The sequence below is a fragment of the Actinoplanes cyaneus genome (assembly GCF_016862095.1).
In the GTDB taxonomy this organism is placed as follows: Bacteria; Actinomycetota; Actinomycetes; order Mycobacteriales; family Micromonosporaceae; genus Actinoplanes; species Actinoplanes cyaneus.
Genome location: NZ_BOMH01000033.1, coordinates 33,972 through 54,047 on the forward strand (window position 1 = coordinate 33,972; position 20,076 = coordinate 54,047).

23 protein-coding genes and 1 pseudogene are annotated in these 20,076 nt (G+C 70.7%); 9 read left to right on the forward strand and 15 right to left on the reverse strand.

What is annotated here, in order from left to right:
* Positions 1 to 53: 53 nt before the first annotated feature.
* From Acy02nite_RS21275 to Acy02nite_RS21290, 4 genes are all read right to left on the reverse strand, one after another.
* Positions 54 to 689 carry a GNAT family N-acetyltransferase gene (locus Acy02nite_RS21275; RefSeq protein ID WP_203743146.1) on the reverse strand — a complete coding sequence of 212 codons (636 nt, stop codon included), beginning with the start codon at positions 687 to 689 and terminating at the stop codon, positions 54 to 56.
* Positions 690 to 2,000: a molybdopterin molybdotransferase MoeA gene (locus Acy02nite_RS21280; protein ID WP_203743148.1), complete on the reverse strand. Its 1,311-nt coding sequence runs from the start codon at positions 1,998 to 2,000 to the stop codon at positions 690 to 692. It lies immediately after the preceding gene.
* Positions 1,997 to 2,908, reverse strand: a complete 912-nt coding sequence (locus Acy02nite_RS21285) for a UTP--glucose-1-phosphate uridylyltransferase (RefSeq protein ID WP_203743150.1) — start codon at positions 2,906 to 2,908, stop codon at positions 1,997 to 1,999. Before Acy02nite_RS21285 ends, Acy02nite_RS21280 begins: the two co-directional genes overlap by 4 nt.
* A gap of 87 nt (positions 2,909 to 2,995) precedes the next feature.
* Complete coding sequence (locus tag Acy02nite_RS21290) at positions 2,996 to 5,179, reverse strand: diguanylate cyclase (protein WP_239175060.1); 2,184 nt, start codon at positions 5,177 to 5,179, stop codon at positions 2,996 to 2,998.
* 81 nt (positions 5,180 to 5,260) lie between these two features.
* Here Acy02nite_RS21290 and Acy02nite_RS21295 point away from each other — a divergent pair, with 81 nt between their 5' ends.
* A complete protein-coding gene (locus Acy02nite_RS21295) occupies positions 5,261 to 5,881 on the forward strand; it encodes a 5-formyltetrahydrofolate cyclo-ligase (RefSeq protein WP_203743154.1) in 621 nt (206 codons plus the stop codon).
* A pseudogene (locus tag Acy02nite_RS46585) lies at positions 5,814 to 6,107 on the forward strand (FmdB family zinc ribbon protein); the annotation flags it as partial. The gene Acy02nite_RS21295 and the pseudogene Acy02nite_RS46585, both read left to right, overlap by 68 nt.
* Before the next feature lie 62 nt (positions 6,108 to 6,169).
* On the opposite strand, the gene Acy02nite_RS46590 reads toward Acy02nite_RS46585, so the two are convergent.
* Positions 6,170 to 6,394, reverse strand: a complete 225-nt coding sequence (locus Acy02nite_RS46590) for a hypothetical protein (protein WP_239175087.1) — start codon at positions 6,392 to 6,394, stop codon at positions 6,170 to 6,172.
* A gap of 236 nt (positions 6,395 to 6,630) precedes the next feature.
* Between Acy02nite_RS46590 and Acy02nite_RS21305 the strand changes: the two genes are divergently transcribed.
* A complete protein-coding gene (locus Acy02nite_RS21305) occupies positions 6,631 to 7,161 on the forward strand; it encodes a hypothetical protein (RefSeq protein WP_203743158.1) in 531 nt (176 codons plus the stop codon).
* 265 nt (positions 7,162 to 7,426) lie between these two features.
* On the opposite strand, the gene Acy02nite_RS21310 is transcribed toward Acy02nite_RS21305, so the two are convergent.
* Positions 7,427 to 7,606: a hypothetical protein gene (locus Acy02nite_RS21310; RefSeq protein WP_203743160.1), complete on the reverse strand. Its 180-nt coding sequence runs from the start codon at positions 7,604 to 7,606 to the stop codon at positions 7,427 to 7,429.
* A gap of 64 nt (positions 7,607 to 7,670) precedes the next feature.
* On the opposite strand from Acy02nite_RS21310, the gene Acy02nite_RS21315 reads away from it, so the two are divergent.
* The gene (locus Acy02nite_RS21315; protein WP_239175062.1) at positions 7,671 to 8,003 is read left to right on the forward strand and encodes a translation initiation factor 2; all 333 of its coding nucleotides are present in this window, start codon (positions 7,671 to 7,673) and stop codon (positions 8,001 to 8,003) included.
* Positions 8,004 to 8,201: 198 nt separating this feature from the next.
* On the opposite strand, the gene Acy02nite_RS21320 is transcribed toward Acy02nite_RS21315, so the two are convergent.
* Positions 8,202 to 8,672 carry a DUF2231 domain-containing protein gene (locus tag Acy02nite_RS21320; protein ID WP_203743164.1) on the reverse strand — a complete coding sequence of 157 codons (471 nt, stop codon included), beginning with the start codon at positions 8,670 to 8,672 and terminating at the stop codon, positions 8,202 to 8,204.
* A 168-nt stretch (positions 8,673 to 8,840) separates the two neighbouring features.
* Between Acy02nite_RS21320 and Acy02nite_RS21325 the strand changes: the two genes are divergently transcribed.
* A complete protein-coding gene (locus Acy02nite_RS21325; RefSeq protein ID WP_203743166.1) occupies positions 8,841 to 9,272 on the forward strand; it encodes a Fur family transcriptional regulator in 432 nt (143 codons plus the stop codon).
* Between the two features lie 30 nt (positions 9,273 to 9,302).
* Positions 9,303 to 10,157: an oxygenase MpaB family protein gene (locus Acy02nite_RS21330; protein ID WP_203743168.1), complete on the forward strand. Its 855-nt coding sequence runs from the start codon at positions 9,303 to 9,305 to the stop codon at positions 10,155 to 10,157.
* Positions 10,158 to 10,305: 148 nt separating this feature from the next.
* Here Acy02nite_RS21330 and Acy02nite_RS21335 read toward each other — a convergent pair whose 3' ends face one another.
* The 7 genes from Acy02nite_RS21335 to Acy02nite_RS21365 all read right to left on the reverse strand — a co-directional run bounded on the left by Acy02nite_RS21335 (position 10,306) and on the right by Acy02nite_RS21365 (position 15,206).
* Positions 10,306 to 11,133 (reverse strand): RecB family exonuclease, encoded by an 828-nt coding sequence (locus Acy02nite_RS21335; protein WP_239175080.1) that lies wholly within the window; start codon positions 11,131 to 11,133, stop codon positions 10,306 to 10,308.
* 92 nt (positions 11,134 to 11,225) lie between these two features.
* Positions 11,226 to 11,843, reverse strand: coding sequence for a MarC family protein (locus tag Acy02nite_RS21340; protein WP_203743172.1), 618 nt, complete (start codon positions 11,841 to 11,843; stop codon positions 11,226 to 11,228).
* Between the two features lie 51 nt (positions 11,844 to 11,894).
* Positions 11,895 to 12,749 (reverse strand): PHP domain-containing protein, encoded by an 855-nt coding sequence (locus Acy02nite_RS21345; protein ID WP_203743438.1) that lies wholly within the window; start codon positions 12,747 to 12,749, stop codon positions 11,895 to 11,897.
* Positions 12,746 to 13,561: a PH domain-containing protein gene (locus Acy02nite_RS21350; RefSeq protein ID WP_203743174.1), complete on the reverse strand. Its 816-nt coding sequence runs from the start codon at positions 13,559 to 13,561 to the stop codon at positions 12,746 to 12,748. Before Acy02nite_RS21350 ends, Acy02nite_RS21345 begins: the two co-directional genes overlap by 4 nt.
* Positions 13,562 to 13,570: 9 nt before the next feature.
* Positions 13,571 to 13,729 (reverse strand): hypothetical protein, encoded by a 159-nt coding sequence (locus Acy02nite_RS21355; RefSeq protein ID WP_014447648.1) that lies wholly within the window; start codon positions 13,727 to 13,729, stop codon positions 13,571 to 13,573.
* Positions 13,730 to 13,836: 107 nt separating this feature from the next.
* A complete protein-coding gene (locus Acy02nite_RS21360) occupies positions 13,837 to 14,499 on the reverse strand; it encodes a DUF6758 family protein (RefSeq protein ID WP_307872289.1) in 663 nt (220 codons plus the stop codon).
* 74 nt (positions 14,500 to 14,573) lie between these two features.
* On the reverse strand, positions 14,574 to 15,206 hold the full coding sequence (locus Acy02nite_RS21365) for a TrmH family RNA methyltransferase (RefSeq protein WP_203743176.1): 633 nt from the start codon (positions 15,204 to 15,206) through the stop codon (positions 14,574 to 14,576).
* A 531-nt stretch (positions 15,207 to 15,737) separates the two neighbouring features.
* Between Acy02nite_RS21365 and trxA the strand changes: the two genes are divergently transcribed.
* The 3 genes from trxA (at position 15,738) to Acy02nite_RS21380 (ending at position 18,946) form a co-directional block, all read left to right on the forward strand.
* Positions 15,738 to 16,139, forward strand: coding sequence for a thioredoxin (gene trxA / locus Acy02nite_RS21370; protein WP_203743178.1), 402 nt, complete (start codon positions 15,738 to 15,740; stop codon positions 16,137 to 16,139).
* 143 nt (positions 16,140 to 16,282) lie between these two features.
* Positions 16,283 to 18,208 carry an intein-containing Rv2578c family radical SAM protein gene (locus Acy02nite_RS21375; protein ID WP_203743179.1) on the forward strand — a complete coding sequence of 642 codons (1,926 nt, stop codon included), beginning with the start codon at positions 16,283 to 16,285 and terminating at the stop codon, positions 18,206 to 18,208.
* Positions 18,209 to 18,538: 330 nt separating this feature from the next.
* A complete protein-coding gene (locus tag Acy02nite_RS21380; RefSeq protein WP_203743181.1) occupies positions 18,539 to 18,946 on the forward strand; it encodes a CoA-binding protein in 408 nt (135 codons plus the stop codon).
* Between the two features lie 328 nt (positions 18,947 to 19,274).
* Here the strand turns inward: Acy02nite_RS21380 and Acy02nite_RS21385 are convergent, their stop codons facing one another.
* Positions 19,275 to 20,030, reverse strand: coding sequence for an SDR family NAD(P)-dependent oxidoreductase (locus tag Acy02nite_RS21385; RefSeq protein WP_425548165.1), 756 nt, complete (start codon positions 20,028 to 20,030; stop codon positions 19,275 to 19,277).
* Positions 20,031 to 20,076 lie beyond the last annotated feature (46 nt).

The following is a 20,076-nucleotide window of genomic DNA, read 5'->3' on the forward strand; positions in this document are numbered from 1 at the left end:
GCGGTAGCGGAGATATTTCGCGCGCCGCGCCGACGGCTCTCCCGCGCCCAAGATCACTTAGCGGCGCGAACCCGTTTCCAGCGCGACAGCAGACCGCCCTCGGCGGCGATCTCCTCGCTGGTCATCGCATACCCCAGGTGGTCGCGCCAGCCACCATCGATGTGCATGTAACGCTGGTGGTACGCCTCCTCGCGGAACCCCAGCTTCTCCACGACCCGGCGGCTCGGCCCGTTCTCCGGGCGGATGTTGACCTCGATGCGGTGCAGCCCGCCGGGGCCGAACGCGTGGTCGACGGCGAGCGCCAGCGCGGTCGGGATCACACCCCGGCCGGCGACGCGGTAGTCCACCCAGTAGCCGGCGTAGGCCGACGCGAACGCCCGCCGCACGATGTTGCCCAGGTTCACGTGCCCGACCAGGCGTTCTCGCCCGCCCTCGAGCAGGCAGACGGCGAACGGCATGCTGTCGCCGCGACGGGCGGCGCGTCTCATGTCGCGGTAGACGTATCCGTAGGCCCGGGTCGAGTTCATCTCCGCCCACGGGCCGGGCGGCGCCGACTCCCAGGGTGCCAGCCAAGCCTGATTCGCGATCCGCACCTCGGACCAGGCGCGCGCGTCAGAGCGCTTGTACGGCCGCAGCAACACCGGCCCGTCCGCCAGCACAGCGGGCCAGCCGGGGGTTGCCCCGAGCATTCATCGCCTCCGGTCGAGCAGCAACACGTCCACGGTCGAGCCGGCGGCCGCCGTGGTGACCCGCTCACCGAGCACCAGGAGTCCGTTGGCCTCGGCCAGACCGGAGAGAGTGTACGGCCCACCGGCGAGCGGCTGCACGGTGTAACCACCACCACGCCGCTCCGCGATGTGCGCCGGCCGGAACTCGCGCAGCCCGCCGGGCGAGGAGACGGTCTCCAGCAGGTGCGCCTTGACGCTCGGGCGGAACACCGGTTCCGACCCGGCCAGCAGCTGGATCGCGGGGCGGGCCAGCACCTCGAAGCCGATCAGCGCCGCGCCGGGCTCGCCGGGCAGGCAGACCACCGGCACCTCCTCGCCGCCGACCGTGCCGAAGCCGAGCACCGTGCCCGGGCAGAGCGCGACATCGGTGAACTCGACGATGCCGCGACCGGTGCCGGGACGTGAGAGGACCCGGCGCAGCATGTCGCCGGGTCCCGTGCCGGTGCCACCGGTCGTGATGATCAGGTCGGCGCGCAGCGTCTGGTCCTCCAGGAGGCCACGCAGCCCTTCCGGGTCGTCGTCACAGATCCCTATTCGGTACGCCATGGCCCCGGCCTCCACGGCGGCCGCCGTCAGCGCATGGGAGTTGGCGTCGACGACCTGCCCCGGCTGGCTCGGCCGGCCCACGTCGACCAGCTCGTCCCCGGTCGCCACGACGACCACCCGCGGACTGGGCCGGACCAGAACGTGCCCGATCCCGGCGGCGGCGAAGGTCGCCACGAGCGGGGGCGTCACGTACGACCCGGCGGTGGCGAGCACCTGGCCGACCGACAGCTCGTCACCGGTCCGCCGCACCCCGGAACCACGTTTCGGGGCGTGCAGGATCTCCACCGCGGCCATGCCCTGATCGGTCCAGTGCACGGGGACGACCACGTCGGCACCGAGTGGCAGCGGCGCACCGGCCGCGACCGAGAAGCAGGTGCCCGCGGTCAGCCGGACCGGACGCCAGCTGGACGCGCCGAGGTCACCGACCACGTTCAGCCGGACCCCACGGGTGGGGTTGTCGAACTGGCCGAACGCCGGGTGCGCACCGAGGCGCCCGGCGCCGGCCAGATCCTCCCAGCGGGCCGCGTATCCGTCGATCGCGGCTTGGTCGAACGCCGGGAACGGGTGCGGCGCGATCACGTCGGCCGCCAGCACGTTCCCGTGCGCCTGGGTGAGGTCGAGGTCGAGCGGAGGCAGCGCCCGTAGCCTGCGCAGCACGCTGCCCAGGTACTCGGCGAGAGGCATCAGCTCGTTGGCGGCCGCCTCGGCATCGGCCGTGGCGGTCATCCCTTCCGACCACCGACGAAGTCGGTGAGCCAGGCCAGGAACTCCTCACCCAGGTCGGGCCGCTTCACCGCCAGCTCCACGACCGTCTGCAGATAGCCGAGCGGCTGACCCGTGTCATACCGGTGACCGCGGTAGACGATGCCGTGCACCGGGGTGCCGTCGGCCAGCAGCGTCGCCATCGCGTCGGTCAGCTGGATCTCGCCGCCGCTGCCGGGCTTGGTCTCGGCGATCGTCTCGAAGATCCTGCCGGGCAGCACATACCGCCCGACCACGGCCAGGTTGCTCGGCGCCTCGCTCGGCGACGGCTTCTCCACCAGGCCGGTCACCTCGACGACGCCCTCACCGAGGTCCGACTCGCGCACCGAGGCGATCCCGTAGCGGGACGTCTCCTCCGGGGCGACCTCGATGAACGCGAGCACGATGCCGCCGGTGCGGGCCTGCAGGTCGAGCATGTCCGGCAGCAGCGGGCTGTCCTCGTCGACGAACTCGTCGCCGAGGAGCACCGCGAACGGGTTGTCGCCCACGTGTGACGCCGCGGTCCCGACGGCGTGACCGAGGCCGAGCGGTTCACCCTGCCGGACGGTGTAGATGTTGGCGAGCTCACTCGTGCGACGGACGGCGGCGAGCCGCTCGGTGTCGCCCTTCTCCTGCAGCCGCTGCTCCACGTCGGGGCGGCGGTCGAAGTGGTCGACCATCGAGGTCTTGCCACGCCCGGTCACCAGCAGCACGTCGGTGATCCCGGCGGCGGCCGCCTCCTCGACGATGTACTGCAGGACCGGCCGGTCGACGACCGGCAACAATTCCTTGGGAACGGCCTTGGTGGCTGGCAGGAAACGCGTTGCCAGGCCGGCCGCTGGGATCACCGCTTTGACCGCGCGCCTGCCCGACCCTTGCGCGTTCGTCGTCATCAGTCACCGCACCTTCGCTGGTTCGTGCCCGGCGTTCTCGCTCGCAAGCATGCCGCGAGACTATCGGCCGAGAGCGCGTCTCGGCTGTTACGGCCCGCTCCCGGCCGGGGTGGGATCGAAATTCCCCTCGGACACTCGGGACGAAACGCTCTCCGCGAGGCGATACGTGTCACGGCCCGCGTTCTTCGCCGCGTACAACGCCTCGTCGGCGGCATCGAGCACCTGCTGTGCCGTCTCGCCGTGCTCGGGGAAGACCGCGATCCCGATCGAGACGCTGATCGAGGTCCGGTCGGCGACGCCGGGACGCCGCTGATCGAGCTGCACCGGACGGTCACGGACCAGCGCGCCGAGGCGTTCGGCGACGATCACCCCGCCGTACGCGTCGGTCTCCGGCAACAGCACCACGAACTCCTCCCCGCCCTGCCGGAACGCCACGTCCACCTCGCGCAGGCCGAGCCTGATCCGCCGGGCGAACTCGCCCAGGACCTGATCGCCCGCCGGATGCCCGAACGTGTCGTTCACCTCTTTGAAGTGATCGAGGTCGAGCACCAGGACGGTGAGCATCCGGCCGAACCGGCTGGCCCGCTCCACCTCCCGGCGCAGTACCTCGCGCAGATAACGGTAGTTCCACAGGCCGGTGAGCGGATCGGTCAGCGACAATCGCTGCGCTTCCTCGTGCACCCGCACGTTGTGCACGGCCACCCCGGCCTGCCCCGCGAAGGTGCGAAGGGTGCGCAGGTCGGAGTCGTCGAAGCCGGGACTTCCGAGCCGGTCGTAGAGCGCGAGCACGCCCAGCGTCCCCGGCCCGGGCTCCTGGTCTTCACCCGTTGGTGGTGCGCAGATCGGCACCGCGACGTACGACTCGCAGGCCGGCTCCTCGGCCACGACGCCCGCCGAGCCGCGCAGCGGGGCACCCGAGGCAGCCACTGCGCTCGCCGAACCGCACGGCGGGGCACCCGAGGCGGCCACGACGCCCGCCGAGCCGCGCAGCGGGGTACCCGAGGCGGCCACTGCGCCGAGCACGCCGCGTCCGATCACCAGGCGGCGTTGCGCCAGCTCAGCGGGCGGAAGGTCCCACTCGCCGGTCAGCCCCGCGCCGCACCGCGCGGCCAGCGTCCCGTCCGCATCGTCGACCAGCAGCACCAGCCCGGCCCGAGCGCCCGTGGCGGTCATCGCGGTACGCAGGATCACCGGCAGGATCCGGTCCAGGTCATGGGTGCTGGACAGGGTGTCGCCGAGGATCGACAGGTGCCGCCGCAACTGATCCCGGCTGGCGGTCAGCGCCTGCACGTAGGACTGCAACTCCCGGGTCATCCGGTTGAACGTCCCGGCCAGCCGGCCCAGCTCGTCCGGCCGCGGGATCGGCACGCGCGTATCCAGGTCACCGTTGGCCACCCGGTCGGCGGCCCACGCGAGGTCACCGAGCGGCCGGGTGGTCGACCGTGCCAGCCACCGCGCCACCACCACCGCGACGGCGGCCGTGACCAGCACGATGAGCGGGATGATCGCGTACCGGAAGGTGGGTTGGCCGGGCATCGCCGTGAGGGTCAGCGGCAGCGGCTGTCCGGGGCCGGCTCCGAGCCGCCGGACAGTGCCGCCGGCCGACCCGCCGGACTCCTGCGGCCCGTCGAGCGCGACAGTGACACCGGCCGCGTCGCCCAAGCGCCGCAGCAGCGCGGTGTCGACCGGTTGTGCAGCCTGCACGCTGACGCCCACCGACCGCACCGACGCGGCCAGCGCGGTGATCTGCGTCCCGTCCCGCCCTGAGGAGTGCGGCGCGGTGGTCTCCGTCCCGTCCCGCGCCGGCGCGGCGGGTGCGGTGGTCTGCGCCCGGTCCCGCGCTGACGCGGCGGGTGCGGTGGTCTGCGCCCCGTCCGGCGCGGCGCAGTCCTGCCAGCCGGCCTGTGCCGCACCGTCTCGCGGGAACACGGTGCCGGGCGGCGCCATTCGCGACGTGGGAACTTCCGGAGAGACGGCCGGTTGCTCACCGCCGAACCGGATGTCGGCGGCCAGACCGCGGGCGATCAACTGATCGGCAACCGTGGCTCGCCCGTCCGGCGGCACCACCGCGACCGCTTCCGCCGCCGCCTGCAACTGGCCGCAGATCGCCCCGACCGCCGTCCGGACGGTCGTCACCGCATGATCGAGACGCTCGTTCGTCCGGTCCCGGCTGACCGCCGCGACGGTCAGCGCGACGAAGACGGACCCGAGTAGGACCGGACCGAGCACGACCACCAGGAAGGCGCTGGTGAGTCGGCCACGTAATGTCACACATCCTCCCGGGACTGGCCCTCTTTGGAGCGATGCTGACATAGTGTGCACCGTTTGCCGCTTTTAGAAAGGGGGTGTTGCATGTCGGATTTAACCGGTGCCGCGGAAAAATCCCCCCAAAACAAGATCGCTCTGCGCGCCCGCCTACTCACGGAACGTCGCTCACTTTCGGCCGCCGAGCGCACCCGGCTCGCCGCCGAACTTCAGGACCGAATCCTCTCCCACGTACGGCGTTGCGCCTTGCACGTCGTCGCCGCCTATGTCCCGTCCGCGTCGGAGCCGGGCGGCCCCGACCTCCCGGACGTGCTCCGGGCCGCGCTGCCCCCGGATGGCCGGCTGCTGCTGCCGGTGCTCCTGCCCGACAACGACCTCGACTGGGCGCCCTACACCGGGTCCCTGGCTCCTGGCCGTCGTGGCCTCCAGGAGCCGACCGGTCCACGCCTCGGCGTCACAGCCCTCCGCACGGCGGACCTGATCCTGGTCCCGGCACTGGCGGTCGGCCGCGACGGGCTGCGGATGGGCCGCGGCGGCGGCTCCTACGACCGTGCGCTCTCCCGCCTCGGCCGGCCCGGCCCGGCGGTCGTCGCCCTTCTGCACGACCACGAGGCTCTCGACGAGGTGCCGGCCGAACCCCATGACCGCCCCGTCCACGGCGTCATCACCCCGTCAGCGGGCTTCTCACCCCGTCCTGCGCCCCTCTGAGGGCGTACTTCGTCACATCCGGCGGCACGCCGGGGCCTCAGACCCGGGCCGGAGTGGACGAATTGACCTCCGATGCCGCAACATTGGCACTCGGAGTTGGCGAGTGCCAGCAGCCGACAGATCCGGAGGAGCCGTGCCTACCTACCAGTACGCCTGCACCGAGTGCGGTGAGCAGCTCGAAGCCGTTCAATCCTTCTCCGACCCGGCGCTCACCGAGTGCCCGAACTGTCACGGCAAGCTCCGTAAGGTGTTCAACTCGGTCGGCATCGTCTTCAAGGGCTCGGGCTTCTACCGCAACGACTCCCGGTCGGGCAACGTGAGCGCCGAGAAGTCCGGCGACGCGCCGGCCAAAAAGGCGGAGAGCACCACGACGTCGTCGAGCTCCTCGTCCGACAGCTCGTCGTCCTCCAGCAGCGGCAGCACGTCCTCGTCGTCGACCTCTTCGTCGTCGACGACCTCGGCGAGCGGCAGCTCGTCCTCCGGGGCGAAGGCCGCCGCGGCCTCCTGACCCACTCGTGTCGCAAAGGGCGTGCCGGATCACGGCACGCCCTTTCGCCCGTACGCCCCATGAACGCTCTTGTGTTGTCAAAAAGCTCGGCCTCGCCGCGCGCTCGCCCAACCTAGCTCGCCCTGACGCCGCGATTCGGGTTATCCACAGCACGCGGTTGTCCACAGGCTGCCCGCAGCCGGACCCGGATCTCGCCTAACCTCGCCCGCCTGGACACGTCCGCGGCAAGGAGGGCAGAGCGATGATCAGATCCCGCGATCGCGGCGAACGCCTGGACCCGGTGCGCCGGCGAGGACCGGGCAGGGGCACCCTGCTGCGGCTCGCCGTCATAGCAGTCCTGCTGGCCACCGCCGCCGCCGTCATCCGGTTACGTCCGGCTGCGACCGCCTGCACGACATCCGTCGCCCCAGCAATCAGCGGGGCCACGGCACCCACTGGGGCCACGGCGAGCAGCGGGGTAACGGCGAGCAGGCCATCCCCGCCCGAGGTCAGCGGCAAGCCGTCGATCCCGGAGGGCACTGTCGGCGTGCCGGTGCGGCTGGCCGATCCGACCGCGCTGGCCCTGGTCCACCCGGGGAACCTGGTCGACCTGCTACGGCTCGGCGACGGGGGTGACAGCACTCCGATCGCCAGCTCCGCGCTGGTCCTCGACGTGACCGGCGCGGATGACCCGACGACCGGCGGGCTGCTGCTGGCGCTCGCCCCGGAGCAGGCCGATCGTGCGGTGGGCGGGTCTGGTCACGGCTTCGCCATCCTGATCCGCCCCGGCTGACGGTCCCGGCTCCCGCCCCACGAGCCAGCGGGCAGCACGGCAGCACGGCAGCAATGAAGGTTCCACGGGTGGCACGAGAGCCAATGACGGCTCCGCGGGTGACACGGGCGCAATGAGCGCGCCGCCGGCGACCACCATCGCCTCGTCGCGGACTCCGACGGCTCCGGCAGGTGGTGCGGGCGCAACGGCGGCCCGGCAGGTGGCACGAAACCGCCGGCGGGCCGAGGCGACCCGTCGGCGTGGGAGCGCTGCCTTCCGCGGAGCGTCAGCCCCAGTGCGGCGGGCGGTCGTCGAGCAGCCGGTCGTCGTTGGAGTGGCCGTGCTCGCCCCAACCGCGCTCGGTGTCGTCCCGAGTCTGGTCGGGCAGCACCGGCGCCTCCTCCGAGTCGAAGTCGACCTCACGCTCGGCATCGTTGTCCCGCTCGGGGCCATCCAGGATGTCCACGCCTAGAAGGGTAAGCCGACATCGCTTCGGCCGTCGTCCCCCTCCGGCTGTACCGTCGGTGAACGTGAGCTCCCCCACCAGTGGCCCGGACGGCGACGCGTACTGGCAGCGGCCCGACCCCGGGGCCGCATCGCTCAGTCGGCCTGCCCAGGATCAGCCTGTCACTCCCGAGGCTCCGGCGTACCCGGGACCGCCGCGCACCGATCCCCCGGCGCCGCACTGGCGGCCGCCGACGATCGCCACCCCGCCCCCGCCGCGTCACATGCCCGTCCAGAACATGGACGCCATCGACGAGGCCGAGGGGTCGGCGCGGACGGTGACCTACGGCGTGGGGCTGGTCGCGGGCGCAGTCGCGCTGATCCTGATCTGCCTGCTCTGCGGTCGCGCGCTGTTCTAAAGAGGGCGCTGCGCCGGCGTGCTCGGCGACCGCGCTTCGCCGTGACGGCCCGGACAGCGCCGCCGGGCCCCTCGACGTGAACGACAACACCGCCAGGCCCTCGGCGTGAACCACAACGCCGCCGAGCTCTCTCAGCGTGAACGACAACGCCGCCGGACCCGTCGGCCCAGCGGCGTCATCGAAGCGGAGAAAGCGCCCTCAGTAGGTGCCCCAGACCGCGGTCGCCCCCGAGTCGCCGGTGCGGTAGATGTAGTAGCCGCTGCCCGCCGCCAGCGCCACGGACAGCACGATGAAGGCCAGGTTGAGCACGACCGGCAGCTTGCGCCCCACCCGGAACGTCAGCGCCACCATGATCAGCGCAAGCACGCCGAGGCCCAGCGAGAACCAGAACGTGTTCGTCCCGAAGTCCATGTGCTGCGCCAGGATCTCCTTGCCCTTCGGGGAGAACGTCGAGATCCGGCTGTCGTAGAGCTTCTCGCCGGACTCCTTGGCGACGAACGTCGAGATGGGCGCGATCACCGCGAGCAGCGCCACGGCCCATGCGAGTTTGGGACGCCAGGGCGTCGCGAGCGCGTAGACGACCGCGCCGAGCGCGAGCAGCGGCACGAAGATGACGGCGGCGTGCAGCACGAGAATATGGACGGGCAAGCCGTTGACCTGGTCGAACACTTTTCCTCCTGGGTCCGGGGTGATCGCTAGCTTAGAGATGTCTGACGACGCAAACATCCCCCCGTCAGGAACTACCGCCGAAATCCGATTCAGGTTCAACCGCCCCACCAGCAGATCTGTGACTTCTCCCAGGTTGGGGAAACCGTCCGGTCGTGCTGTCATGGATGAATGTCCACCGGTGAGGAGCTGCTGCGCGCGCACGGCCTGCGGGTCACGCGCCCGCGGCTCGCCGTGCTCGAGGTGTTGACCGGCGGCGGGCACCTCGAGGTGGACGAGATCGCCCGGCAGGTGCGCGTCCGCCTCGACTCCGTCTCCACCCAGGCCGTCTACGACGTGCTCGGTGTGTTCTCCCGGGCCGGCCTGGCGCGGCGGATCGAGCCGGCCGGCAGCCCGGCACGGTTCGAGGCGCGGGTCGGCGACAACCATCACCACATCGTCTGCCGGGGCTGCGGGGCGATCGCCGACGTCGACTGCGCGGTCGGCGAGCGGCCCTGCCTGTTCCCGAGCGACAGTCACGGCTTCACGCTGGACGAGGCCGAGGTGACGTTCTGGGGCCTTTGTCCCGCCTGCCAGGCCAAGCGGCTCGCCGACACGGCCTGATCCACCCGCCGGGCGCGGCATAATTCACTGATGACGGGCGACGTAGGGCTCTTCGGACCGGAATCGATCACCTGGAAGCTGCATCGGGAGCCGATCCTGATGCTCGGCGGGTTGCGCTCGCTGTACATGCAGGCGCTTCACCCGCGTGCGGTCGCGGCGGTCGGCCAGAATTCGGTCTACCGCTCCGACATGTGGGGCCGGCTGATGCGCACCTCGAACTACGTGGCAACGGTCATCTACGGCAGCACCGCCGAGGTGGACGAGGCCGCCGCCCGGCTGCGGAAGATCCATTCACGCCTGAGCGCGACCGATCCACGTACCGGGGAATCGTTCCGGGTCGACGAGCCCGACCTGCTGCGCTGGGTGCACGTGGCCGAGGTCGAGTCGTTCCTGACCACCGCCCTGCGGGCCGGGGTGCGCCTGACCCCTGACGAGATCGACGCCTACTACACCGAGCAGCTGCGTGCCGCCGCCCTGGTCGGGCTGGACCCGGCCACCGTGCCGGCGACCGCCGCCGAGGTGGAGGCGTATTACGCGGCCATGCGCCCCGAGCTCGGTCTGACCCGGGACGGTGCGGAGGCGGCGTTCTTCCTGACCCTGCCGCCGATCCCGGACACGTGGGGCGGCCGGGCGCTGCGGCTCGGTCTCACGTTCGGGCCGCCCCGATGGGCGTACCTCGGCCTGGCCAGCACCGCGATGGGCCTGCTGCCACAGTGGGCCCGCAAGATGTACGGCGCGCCGGGCTGGCCCAGCACCGACCTGGCGGCCGGCCTCTCCGCCCGTGGCCTGCGCGCCCTGCTCGCCGGGGTCTTGGCCGTCCTTCCCTCGGGATACCGCGTGTCCCCCGCCCACCAGGCCGCCCTGGCCCGCGCCGGCCTCGCCTGACCTACCCGCCCGGGGCCCCCGGCCCCACCCGAGCCGCGCCAGCCCTCACCCGAGCCGCGCCACCCGAGCCTGACCATCCGCCCGCGGGCGCGCCACTCGAGCCCGACACCCGCCCGAGCCGCGCCACCCGAAAGGCCACGCCGGCCCGTCATGAAGCGCCGAGGTGCTCCACCGCCGTCCAAGGCTCCTTGGCCGCGACGGTGGCTCCGGCCGGGCACACCTTCCGGAAGTCGCACCAACCGCACAGCGAACCGGGGTTGACCGGGAACGCCTCATCCGGATCCGTTCCCGCGGCCACCGCCTTCTCCGCGGCCATGATGTCCTGCGCGGTCTCCTCGGCCCGCCGGACCTGCCGGGCCAGCGACTCGTCGGTGTGCTCGTGCACCGCGACCGTTCCGGTCGGCAGGTGGTGCAGCTCGACCCGGTGACACGGCCGCCGGAACACCCGCTGGGCCGCATACGCATACAGCGCGAGCGCCTGCGAGCCGCGCGCGTCGTCCGCATCGAGCCCGCTGCGTCCGGTCTTGTAGTCGACGATCACCGCTTCCGGCCCGTCCGGGCCGGGCCGGGCGTCGATCCGGTCGGCTCGCCCGTTCAGCGCGAGCACCGCCGTCTTGGCGGCGACCACGCGCTCGACGCCGAGCGGCTCCTCCTCCGGGTCGAGGGTCGCGACATACGCCTCCAGCCAGTCGAGCGCCTTCCGGTAGGCCGCCCGCTCCAGCTCGACGTCCCGGTAGCCCTCCCGCACCCAGGTGCTCTTCAGCAGCGTGGGCAGCGCCTCCGGCAGACGGCGCTCCGGCGGCAGGGCATACCAGTTCTTCAGGGCCGTGTGCACGCTCGCGCCGAGCGAGTTGTGCGCCCAGGGCGGCCCCTTGGGCGGGCTGGGGCGGTCGACATACGAGTATCTGTACCGCCTGGGGCAGTCGGTGAACGCGCCGAGCTTGCTCGGCGTGCAGACGAACAGCTTCTCGGGCATCCCGGCGAAGCCGAGTTGCTCGGGGACGGCGGCACGGTTCCTGGTGGGAGGCACGCGTCAATCCTGCCAGCCCCCTCCGACAAAAAAGAAAGTCAGAAGCGCGGCGCGTACAGCTGGACGAAGGCGAAGATGGCGTCCGCGATCAGCTGCACCGCGATGGCCGCCAGCAGCAGACCGGCGATCCGGGTCAGCACCTCGATGCCGGCCGGGCGCAGCAGCCGCACGATCAGCCCGGAGAAGCGCAGGACCAGCCAGACGGTGGCCATCACGGCCAGGACCGCGGCGCCGAGGATGAGGTACTCGTCGAGGCTCCTGGCCCGCTGCACGAAGAGCATGGTGGCGACGATCGCACCCGGGCCGGCCAGCAGCGGGGTGCCGAGTGGGACCAGCGCCACGTTGCTGGTGCCGGCCTGGTCCTGCGGCTCGTCGGTCTTGCCGGTCAGCAACTGCAGCGCGACCAGCACGAGCAGCAGCCCACCGGCCGCCTGCAGAGCCGGGAGCTGCACGTGCAGGTAGTCAAGCAGGGTCTGGCCGGCGACCGCGAACCCGATGATCACGCCGAGGGCGAGCAGGACCGCCTGGGTGCCGGCCCGGTTGCGCGCCTTCGCCGGCATGGCGCCGGTGAGGGCCAGGAAGACCGGCACCATGCCGGGCGGATCGACGATCACCAGCAGAGTCACGAAGAACTCGCCGAACAGCTTGAGATTCACCCGATCAAGGTAGGGCGCGGTTTCCGTTCGCGCAGGCTGGTGCGTCGATCGTCACCCGAGAACGGGTACTCCGGTCGCGGCGGCCACGATCTTGTCGTACACCTCGGGGGCAGTCTGGAACGCTCCCAGTCGCACCGTCTTGTGCGTACCGTGAAAATCGGACGACCCGGTGACGACGAGCCCCAGCCTCCCGGCCAGCGCCCGAATCTCCTCCCGCTCCGCAGGTGAGTGATCCTCATGGTCGGCTTCCAGGCCGAACAGTCCCGCGTCGGCGAGTTCGACGATCAGCTCATCCGGAACCACGCGCCCGCGCTTGGTCGCCCGGGGATGAGCAAAGACGGTCACGCCACCTGCCGCACGCACCGCGGCAACAGCATCGAAAACATCAAGATCCGATTTGGGTACGGAGTACCGCGCGCCGAGCCAAGCCGACGCGAACGCCTCGTCGGTGCTGGTCACCAGCCCCGCCCTGATCAGCGCCTGCGCGATGTGCGGCCGGCCGACCGAGCCGCCCGCCGCATACTCGAACACCTCGTCCCAGGTGATCGGCACCCCGTCGGCGCGCAGCAACTCCACGATCCGCTCGGCCCGCTGCTCCCGATCGGTGCGCAGCGCCAGCATGGACGCGGTCAGCGCCGGGTCGTCCGGGTCGAAAAGGTACGCGAGCAGGTGCAACGAGATCCCCGGCTGCACGCCGTGCCACCGGCAGGACAGCTCGGCCCCGCGCACCAACCGCATCCCCGCGGGACGGGCCGCGGCCGCGGCGGCCCAGCCCCCGGTCGTGTCGTGGTCCGTGATCGCCATGACGTCCAGCTCGGCGGCCGCCCCCGCCACGACCAGCTCGGCCGGGGTCAGGGTCCCGTCGCTGGCGGTGGAGTGGCAGTGCAGATCGATCCGGCGACTCAGGCGTCGTCTCCCTCGTCGTCCTTGCCGAGCCGCGCCTCGACTGCCTGCGGCTCATACATCTCCTCGACCACGCGGAGGTAGAGCTCGTTCGGGTTCGGCAGGTGCTTGACCTCGCGCAACGCCTGGTCCTGACCGGCGGACTCCAGCACGAACGTGCCGTAGCTCAGCATGCGGCCCAGGGCGGACTGCTCATACTTCATGTCCGTGACCCGCAGCAGCGGCATCATCGCCACCTTGCGCGTGACGATGCCGTTGACCACCATCACCCGCTTGTTGGTGAGGATGAACCGGTCGAAGTACCAGTCGAAGACCTTCCAGGCCACCCAGCTGATCACGCCGAGCCAGATCAGCACGGCGACGGTGACCATGCCGTTCACGTTCTGCCGGGTCAGAAAGCCCGCCAGATAGCCGAGCAGCAGGGTCGCGCCGGCGCCGATGCTGAGCGGCAGCGACAGGTGGATCCAGTGCCGCTTCCACTCGCCCCGATAACGCTCGGTCGGGAAGAGATAGCGGGCGACCAGTGTGGTCGGCTCGTCCTCCAGAGGCAGGAAGCGCCGCGGACCGCTGCTGCGGTCGAGCCCTTCCAGTTCCTCCTCGGTGAAGACCGGCGACTCGTACTGATCAGGGTCGTCATACTCGTCGCCGCGGCGTGCACGGCTCGCGAACCGGTCATCGTCCGGATAGGTCTCGGCATGTGTCCGACCAGGATCGGTGTCCTCGAACGCGGGGTCCCGAAACCTGAAGGCCTCATCGTCGTCCGGAGAGCGCTGGGCGCCCTCGCCTCGCGGGTCGCGCGGCTCACCAGGATCCATGTACGAATGCTACGCGACGAGGTCGGTGAAGAAGGTGCCGAAGCCTCGCGCGATGTCCGCGATCGTGCCCCCGAGTGACTCGAAGACGGCAGCCGCCGATCTCGGGTTGAAGGCGATGAAGAAGATCAAGAACGCAATACCAAGCCAGGTGAGGACCTTCTTGATCATGGCGGGCCTTCTCCTCTGGTACGGGTGACAAACAGCGCCGCGGCAGTACTGACGGTATCAGCTTCGTAGCCCCGTGTGAACAAAGTGCCCGGAAAGCCGATTGCCAGTCAGACACGACCGTGCAGGTAAGGCGAGGGTGCTCCGAACACGAGCTCGGGCGGCACACCCTCGGAGAGGTCGTCCAGGACGACATGCTCCGCGAGAAGATAGCCCGCACTCGCGGGCCACGCTACCGCATAGAGCCAGATTCCCTTTGCCTCACTCACGTATGCGCTGCGATCTTCCGGAGACTCGACACACCACAGTGGAGTGGGGTGTCCGCCCACTTTGATCTTGGCATGCGGGCCGGCGCACGGGCCATGGTCGGCGAGCGTCCCGGAGAGCAGATGCCCGGGGTCGGTGCCCGGAATCCCGGCGAAGCGGTTGCCCAGCCCGACGCCCGGCTGCTCGGCGATGAACAGCAGGTCCGCGGGGCCGCCGCCGAGCGGCTCCGGGCCGCTGCAGGCGAGCGCGGTGGCGCGCACCCCGGACCGGTCGTCGCCGGCCCAGCCCACTCCGGTGACCGTCCAGCCGGAGGGCAACGGCCAAGGCCCCCAGAGCGGCATCCGCTCACGTGCCGACGCCGACTCCCGCAGCACCGACCCGACGATCTCGGCACTGATGTGCTCGGCGACGTGGAACGGCTGAACGTCGCCACAGTTGTCGCAGCGCCAGTTGCTGTGCATCAGGTCCGGCTTGCGGACCTGATCAGCACATCTGGGGCAACTCACCGTGACACCCACACTCCATACCGTGCGGGTCCGGGAAGCCGCCGTCAAGCGGATCGGCGGAACGGGCCGGAACGTCAGGCCGGCGGCGGAGCGGCGTGCGCCCGGATCCACGCATGCATCGCGATCCCACTGGCCACACCTGCGTTGATCGACCGCGTGGAGCCGTACTGAGCAATGGAGAACAGCTGTGAACAGGCGCTTCGCGCCACGTCGGAGAGGCCGGGCCCCTCCTGGCCGAAGAGCAGCACGCATCGCCGGGGCAGCGTGACGGTCTCCATCGGGCGCGAGCCGGGCAGATTGTCGATGCCGATCACCGGGATCTCCGCGGCGGCCGCCCAGGCGACGAACCCCTCGATCGTGGGGTGATGCCGCACGTGCTGATAACGATCGGTGACCATCGCGCCGCGCCGGTTCCACTTGCGCAGCCCGACGATGTGCACCTCGGCGGCGAGGAACGCGTTGGCGTTGCGGACCACGGTGCCGATGTTGAGGTCGTGCTGCCAGTTCTCGATCGCGACGTGGAAATCGTGACGGCGGGTGTCCAGGTCCGCGATCACCGCTTCGCGACTCCAGTACCGGTAGCGGTCCACCACGTTGCGCCGGTCACCGTTCGCCAGCAGCTCGGGATCGTACTGCTCCCCGGTCGGCCATTCGCCTGCCCACGGGCCCACGCCTACCTCGGTGGATTGGTCCTCGCCCACGGTCATGGGGCGTTAGGCTACTCATCCGGCCGGCGGGATTCCCACACGGCCGGGATGCGCTGCACGGGATGCTCTGCTCGAGAGATCGCTCGGAGAAGTATCGCGAGGGAACTGTCGCGCCGGCTCAACCGGCGGGAGACGCAATGAGCGGCGGGGCCCTCCCCGGCACCCGCCGCCCACGCTCTGTTGGGAAAGAGTTTGCCTTACCGTCCGTATCCATGTGAAGGAATCTCGGATGTGATGCAGCTCACAAATAGGTTTGTTAACAGTTTCCTGGAGCCGATGGGCGCGTTCCCACAGGCGACGCACAGGCAGCACAAATGCCCCACATGGCGTGATCATGGATAGATCGTGCAGGCGAGCAGTGTCGTCAACCTGACACCGCCCGCCTACTATCAGTTACGATGGTGGCTCGAGGTCGCCCGCTGACCCGCAGAAGGTGCCGTAGGACACGTGTCACGGCTCTCCCGGCGGGAATGGTTAAGAGGTGCCTGGAGTTTCACCCGACGAAAGCGATTCCCGCAGACGGAGGCATCAATGGCGACGGTTGCGCTGACCACAGCGAACTTCGACGAGGTCACCAGCACGGACGGCATCGTCCTGGTCGACTTCTGGGCCAGCTGGTGCGGGCCCTGCGTGCGCTTCGCGCCGACCTACGAGCGGTCCTCGGAGAAGCACCCGGAGATCACCTTCGGCAAGGTCGACACCGAGGCCGAGCAGGCGCTCGCCGCAAAGTTCGACATCCGGTCGATCCCGACCATCATGGCGGTCCGCGACGGCATCGTGGTCTTCGCCCAGCCCGGCGCACTCCCTGAGTCCGCCCTGGAGAGCCTGATCGAGAAGGTCGAGCAGCTCGACATGGACGAGGTCCGCGAGCAGGTCGCGGCGCACAAGAAGGGCCACGAGCCCTCGGCCGCCACGAGTGGCGCCGCTAGCTGACCAGCAGAAACACCCGCTAGACGCGAGGCCTGTGGACCGGTTCGGTCCACGGGCCTCATGCTTTTCGCAAAGGTACGCCGTACGTGTCCACAGTCTCCCGGAAGCGGTGGACACGATCTCGTACGTGTGTTCGAATAGCCGCCATGCGATGGTCCCACCTGTCGGCTCGCGCCGACGACGGCTCGCTCCCGGACAGGGCTGCGCCCGCGGCTCCACCCCTGCCGCTGGCGTTGCCCGGCGCGACCGTCCGCACGTTCGACACCCCGGGGTTCGCCGGCATGACGTTCTACGAGATCCGCGCGAAATCGCTGATCAACCGGGTGCCCGGCGCTTCCCGCGTGCCGTTCGAGTGGACCGTCAATCCCTATCGTGGCTGCTCCCACGCCTGTACGTATTGCTTGTCCGGCGACACGCCGATCCTGATGGCCGACGGGTCGACCCGGCGCCTCGCGGAGATCCGCCCGGGCGACTCGGTGATGGGCACGATGGGAGCGGGCCCGCACCGGCGATATGTGCCGACCACCGTGCTCGACCACTGGGCCACCAGCAAGCCGTCCTTTCGGGTCACCCTCTCCGACGGCACCCGTCTGGTCTCCAGCGGTGACCACCGGTTCCTCACCGACCGCGGCTGGCGCTACGTCAGCCCCGGCGAGCCGCACCAGCCGGCCCTCGCGATCGGCGACCTGATGTTCGGGGTCGGCCACTTCGCCGAGCCGCCCAAAGAGTCCCCGGACTATCAGGCCGGTTTCCTCTGCGGCCTGCTCCGCGGTGACGCCGCCAGCCGGGCAGGCCGCGAGGGGGACGCCTGGGTCCGCGCCGACGGCTATCTCGACGACATCTCCCTCCCGGACGCTTTGCGCTGGCCCGAGCTGCCCTCCGGCGAGTGGTTCAAGGGGTTCCTGGCCGGCGCGTTCGGCGCGGTCGGCCGGGCCGAACGACTCGCCATCGCCTTCGAGAGCACCGACCGCATCTACCTACGGTGGGTCACCGAGGCCCTCACCCACCTGGGTCTGACCAGCCGCACCCCGGTGCCCTGCCGCGCCGAGCGGCCCGGCCGGGTGGAGACCGGACGCGACCTGTGGTCCGCGCTGCGTTTTCGGCACCTCACCGGCGCGTTGGACGCCGCGCTCGACGCCTCCGGCGTCGGGGTTCGCGCCGACCGCCGGCTCGCCGTCGCCGACATCGAGGATCTCGGCCTCACCCTGCCGCTGTTCGACATCTCCACCGGCACCGGCGACTTCATCGCCGACGGTGTGGTCAGCCACAACTGCTTCGCCCGCGGCACCCACAAGTATCTGGACCTCGACCCCGGCCACGACTTCGACTCCCGCATCGTGGTGAAGGTGAACGCCGGCGAGTTGATCCGCCGCGAGCTCGCCGACTCCCGCTGGTCCGGCGCCCCGATCGCGATGGGCACGAATGTCGACGTCTACCAGCGGGCCGAGGGGCGCTACCGGTTGATGCCGGAGATCCTGACCGCGTTGCGCGACCACGCGAACCCGTTCTCCATCCTCACCAAGGGCACGCTGATCCTGCGCGACCTGGAGCTGCTCCAGCAGGCCGCCGAGGTGACGCAGGTGGCACTGGCCTTCTCGGTCGGCTTCGTCGACGAGCGGGTCTGGCGTTCCGCCGAGCCCGGCACGCCCAGCCCGCAACGCCGCCTCGATGCTGTCCGGCGCCTCACCGACGCCGGCTTCCCGGTCGGTGTCCTGCTCGCGCCGATCCTGCCCGGCCTGACCGACACCGAGGAGTCAATCGACGAGACCGTCGCGGCCATCGCCGCGGCCGGCGCCACCGGCGTCACCCCGATCCCGCTGCACCTGCGACCCGGCGCCCGGGAGTGGTATGCGGCTTGGCTCTCCCACGAGCACCCACACCTGGTCCCCCGCTATCGCACGTTGTTCGCGAACGGGTCCTACTCGCCGCGCACCTACCAGGACGAGTTGACCGCCAGGGTCCGGATGGCCGCTCGCCGTCACGGTCTCCACCGTCCTACGCCGGTCCAGTTCCGGACCGTGCCCACCCCGGAGGCCGGCACGCCCCAGTCCGATCAACTCACTCTCCTGTGAGCCCGGCGGTGCCCTTGCCGCCTCACCCGCCAGCCACTGCTTGGGCTGCGGGCCGGCTCGCCGAGGTCGCTGAGGGAACGGTTTGCCCGGCTCGACGCGGCCGGCTCACTACTGGTCGGCGGTGCGCCGCTGATCGGGGCACGCCGCTGATCGGAGCGCGTCGCTGGTCGGGGCACGCCGCTGATCGGAGCACGTCGCTGATCGCGGTGCGCCGCTGATCGGAGCACGTCGCTGATCGCGGTGCGCCGCTGATCGGGGCACCTCGGGCGGGGAGTGAGGAAGAGATCAGCTGCGGGGCGGCGGCGGAGAGGCGTGGATAGAGTCGGAGGTATGCGTAGTGCTCGGCAGATCTTGGCGGAAGCGAACGTCATCGCGGTGGTCGGCGCCTCACGGGACCCGTTCAAGCCGGCGCATACGGTGCCTCTGCAGATCATGCGGCACGGGTGGCGGATCATCCCGGTGAACCCGTTCGTCGACGAGGTGTTCGGGGTGAAGACCGTTCCCACGCTGGCCGACCTGGACGAGCCGGTCGACCTGGTGAACATCTTCCGCCCGGCCCGGGACGCCGTCGACGTGGTCCGTCAAGCCGTGGCGATCGGAGCGCCCGCCGTCTGGCTGCAGAGCGGGATTGTCTCGGCCGAGGCGCGGCGGATCGCGGAGGAGGCCGGCATCGACTACGTCGAGGATCGGTGCCTCGCCGTCGAACGCGCCGTCAACAGCCTCACCAAACTGTCCTGAGCATCGCGCCGCGAAAACAACCGTGAACACCAGCCCGGCCGAGCTCGGCTGGCGCTGAGGGCTGTATCCGCCCTCGGAACCAACCGTCAGCACCAGCCGACGACACCCAGCTGGCCCTGAGGGTTACAACCGGCCACGGAAGGAACCGTCAGCGCCAGCCGGCGAGGTTCGGCTGGCGGTGACGGCTGGAATCAGGGCCTTGGGCAGCCTTGAGCGCCAGCCGGGCGGGCTCGAGCGGCGGGCTCGGACCGGCGGGCGGGCTCGGACGAGCCGGCGGGCTCGGACGAGCCGGCGGGCTCGGACAGGCCCGCGGGCTCGGGCGGGCGGGTTAGCGGAACTGGGCCTCGCGGACGCTGTTGCCGCCGTCGACGACCAGCATCTGGCCGGTGATGTACGACGCGGCGGGCGAGCACAGGAACGCCACCGCCGCGGCCACCTCGTCGGGTGTGCCGGGGCGCCCTATCGGCGTACCCAAACCTTGCTTGATCTCTGTCACCGTGGAGGCGGCAGTGTAGATCGTGCCCGGGGCGACACAGTTCACGTTGACCCCGTCGGCGACCAGCTCCATGGCGAGCGCCCTGGTCAGCCCGACGACACCGGCCTTCGCCGCGGCGTAGGCGGCCTCGGTCGGCAACGCGTTGACCGGCCCCGCCGTGGCGGACAGGTTGACGATCCGCCCCCAGCCACGTTCGGACATGCCGCCGACGAAGGCCCGGCTGCACAGGAACGCGGTGCTCAGGTTCCGGTCGATCTCCGCCTTCCACTCGTCGAGGGTGAGCTGGGCGACCGGGCGGAGCACCTCGGGGCTGGCCCGGCTCGCCAGTCCGGCGTTGTTGACCAGCACCTCGACGTCGCCGAGCTGGTCGGTGATGGCGTCGGCGAGCGCACCCACCTCGGCCTCGTCGGTCAGGTCGGCGACGAAGCCGGTGACGCCCAGCTCGGACGCCCGTTCGTGGATGCGCCGGGTGGTGGACACGATCGCCACCCGAGCGCCCAGGTCACGCAGCCGCCGGGCGGTCGCGTACCCGATGCCGTCGGGGCTGCCCGCGCCGGTGACCAGCGCAACCTTTCCGTCCAGACGCATTGTCACAGCGGCCTCCGCACTCGCTTCCTCGAACTCCGCCTCGACC

Excerpts from the sequence above, each read along its gene's own strand:
- Acy02nite_RS21330 (WP_203743168.1), top strand. The coding sequence starts at position 9,303 with ATGACGGGCGACGTAGGGCTCTTCGGACCGGAATCGATCACCTGGAAG.
- Acy02nite_RS21385 (WP_425548165.1), bottom strand. The coding sequence starts at position 20,030 with ATGCGTCTGGACGGAAAGGTTGCGCTGGTCACCGGCGCGGGCAGCCCC.
- Acy02nite_RS21365 (WP_203743176.1), bottom strand. The coding sequence starts at position 15,206 with ATGACCGTGGGCGAGGACCAATCCACCGAGGTAGGCGTGGGCCCGTGG.
- Acy02nite_RS21280 (WP_203743148.1), bottom strand. The coding sequence starts at position 2,000 with ATGACCGCCACGGCCGATGCCGAGGCGGCCGCCAACGAGCTGATGCCT.
- Acy02nite_RS21375 (WP_203743179.1), top strand. The coding sequence starts at position 16,283 with ATGCGATGGTCCCACCTGTCGGCTCGCGCCGACGACGGCTCGCTCCCG.
- trxA (WP_203743178.1), top strand. The coding sequence starts at position 15,738 with ATGGCGACGGTTGCGCTGACCACAGCGAACTTCGACGAGGTCACCAGC.
- Acy02nite_RS21380 (WP_203743181.1), top strand. The coding sequence starts at position 18,539 with ATGCGTAGTGCTCGGCAGATCTTGGCGGAAGCGAACGTCATCGCGGTG.
- Acy02nite_RS21350 (WP_203743174.1), bottom strand. The coding sequence starts at position 13,561 with ATGGATCCTGGTGAGCCGCGCGACCCGCGAGGCGAGGGCGCCCAGCGC.
- Acy02nite_RS21295 (WP_203743154.1), top strand. The coding sequence starts at position 5,261 with ATGTCGGATTTAACCGGTGCCGCGGAAAAATCCCCCCAAAACAAGATC.
- Acy02nite_RS21305 (WP_203743158.1), top strand. The coding sequence starts at position 6,631 with ATGATCAGATCCCGCGATCGCGGCGAACGCCTGGACCCGGTGCGCCGG.
- Acy02nite_RS21275 (WP_203743146.1), bottom strand. The coding sequence starts at position 689 with ATGCTCGGGGCAACCCCCGGCTGGCCCGCTGTGCTGGCGGACGGGCCG.
- Acy02nite_RS21285 (WP_203743150.1), bottom strand. The coding sequence starts at position 2,908 with ATGACGACGAACGCGCAAGGGTCGGGCAGGCGCGCGGTCAAAGCGGTG.
- Acy02nite_RS21355 (WP_014447648.1), bottom strand. The coding sequence starts at position 13,729 with ATGATCAAGAAGGTCCTCACCTGGCTTGGTATTGCGTTCTTGATCTTC.
- Acy02nite_RS21325 (WP_203743166.1), top strand. The coding sequence starts at position 8,841 with ATGTCCACCGGTGAGGAGCTGCTGCGCGCGCACGGCCTGCGGGTCACG.
- Acy02nite_RS21335 (WP_239175080.1), bottom strand. The coding sequence starts at position 11,133 with ATGCCCGAGAAGCTGTTCGTCTGCACGCCGAGCAAGCTCGGCGCGTTC.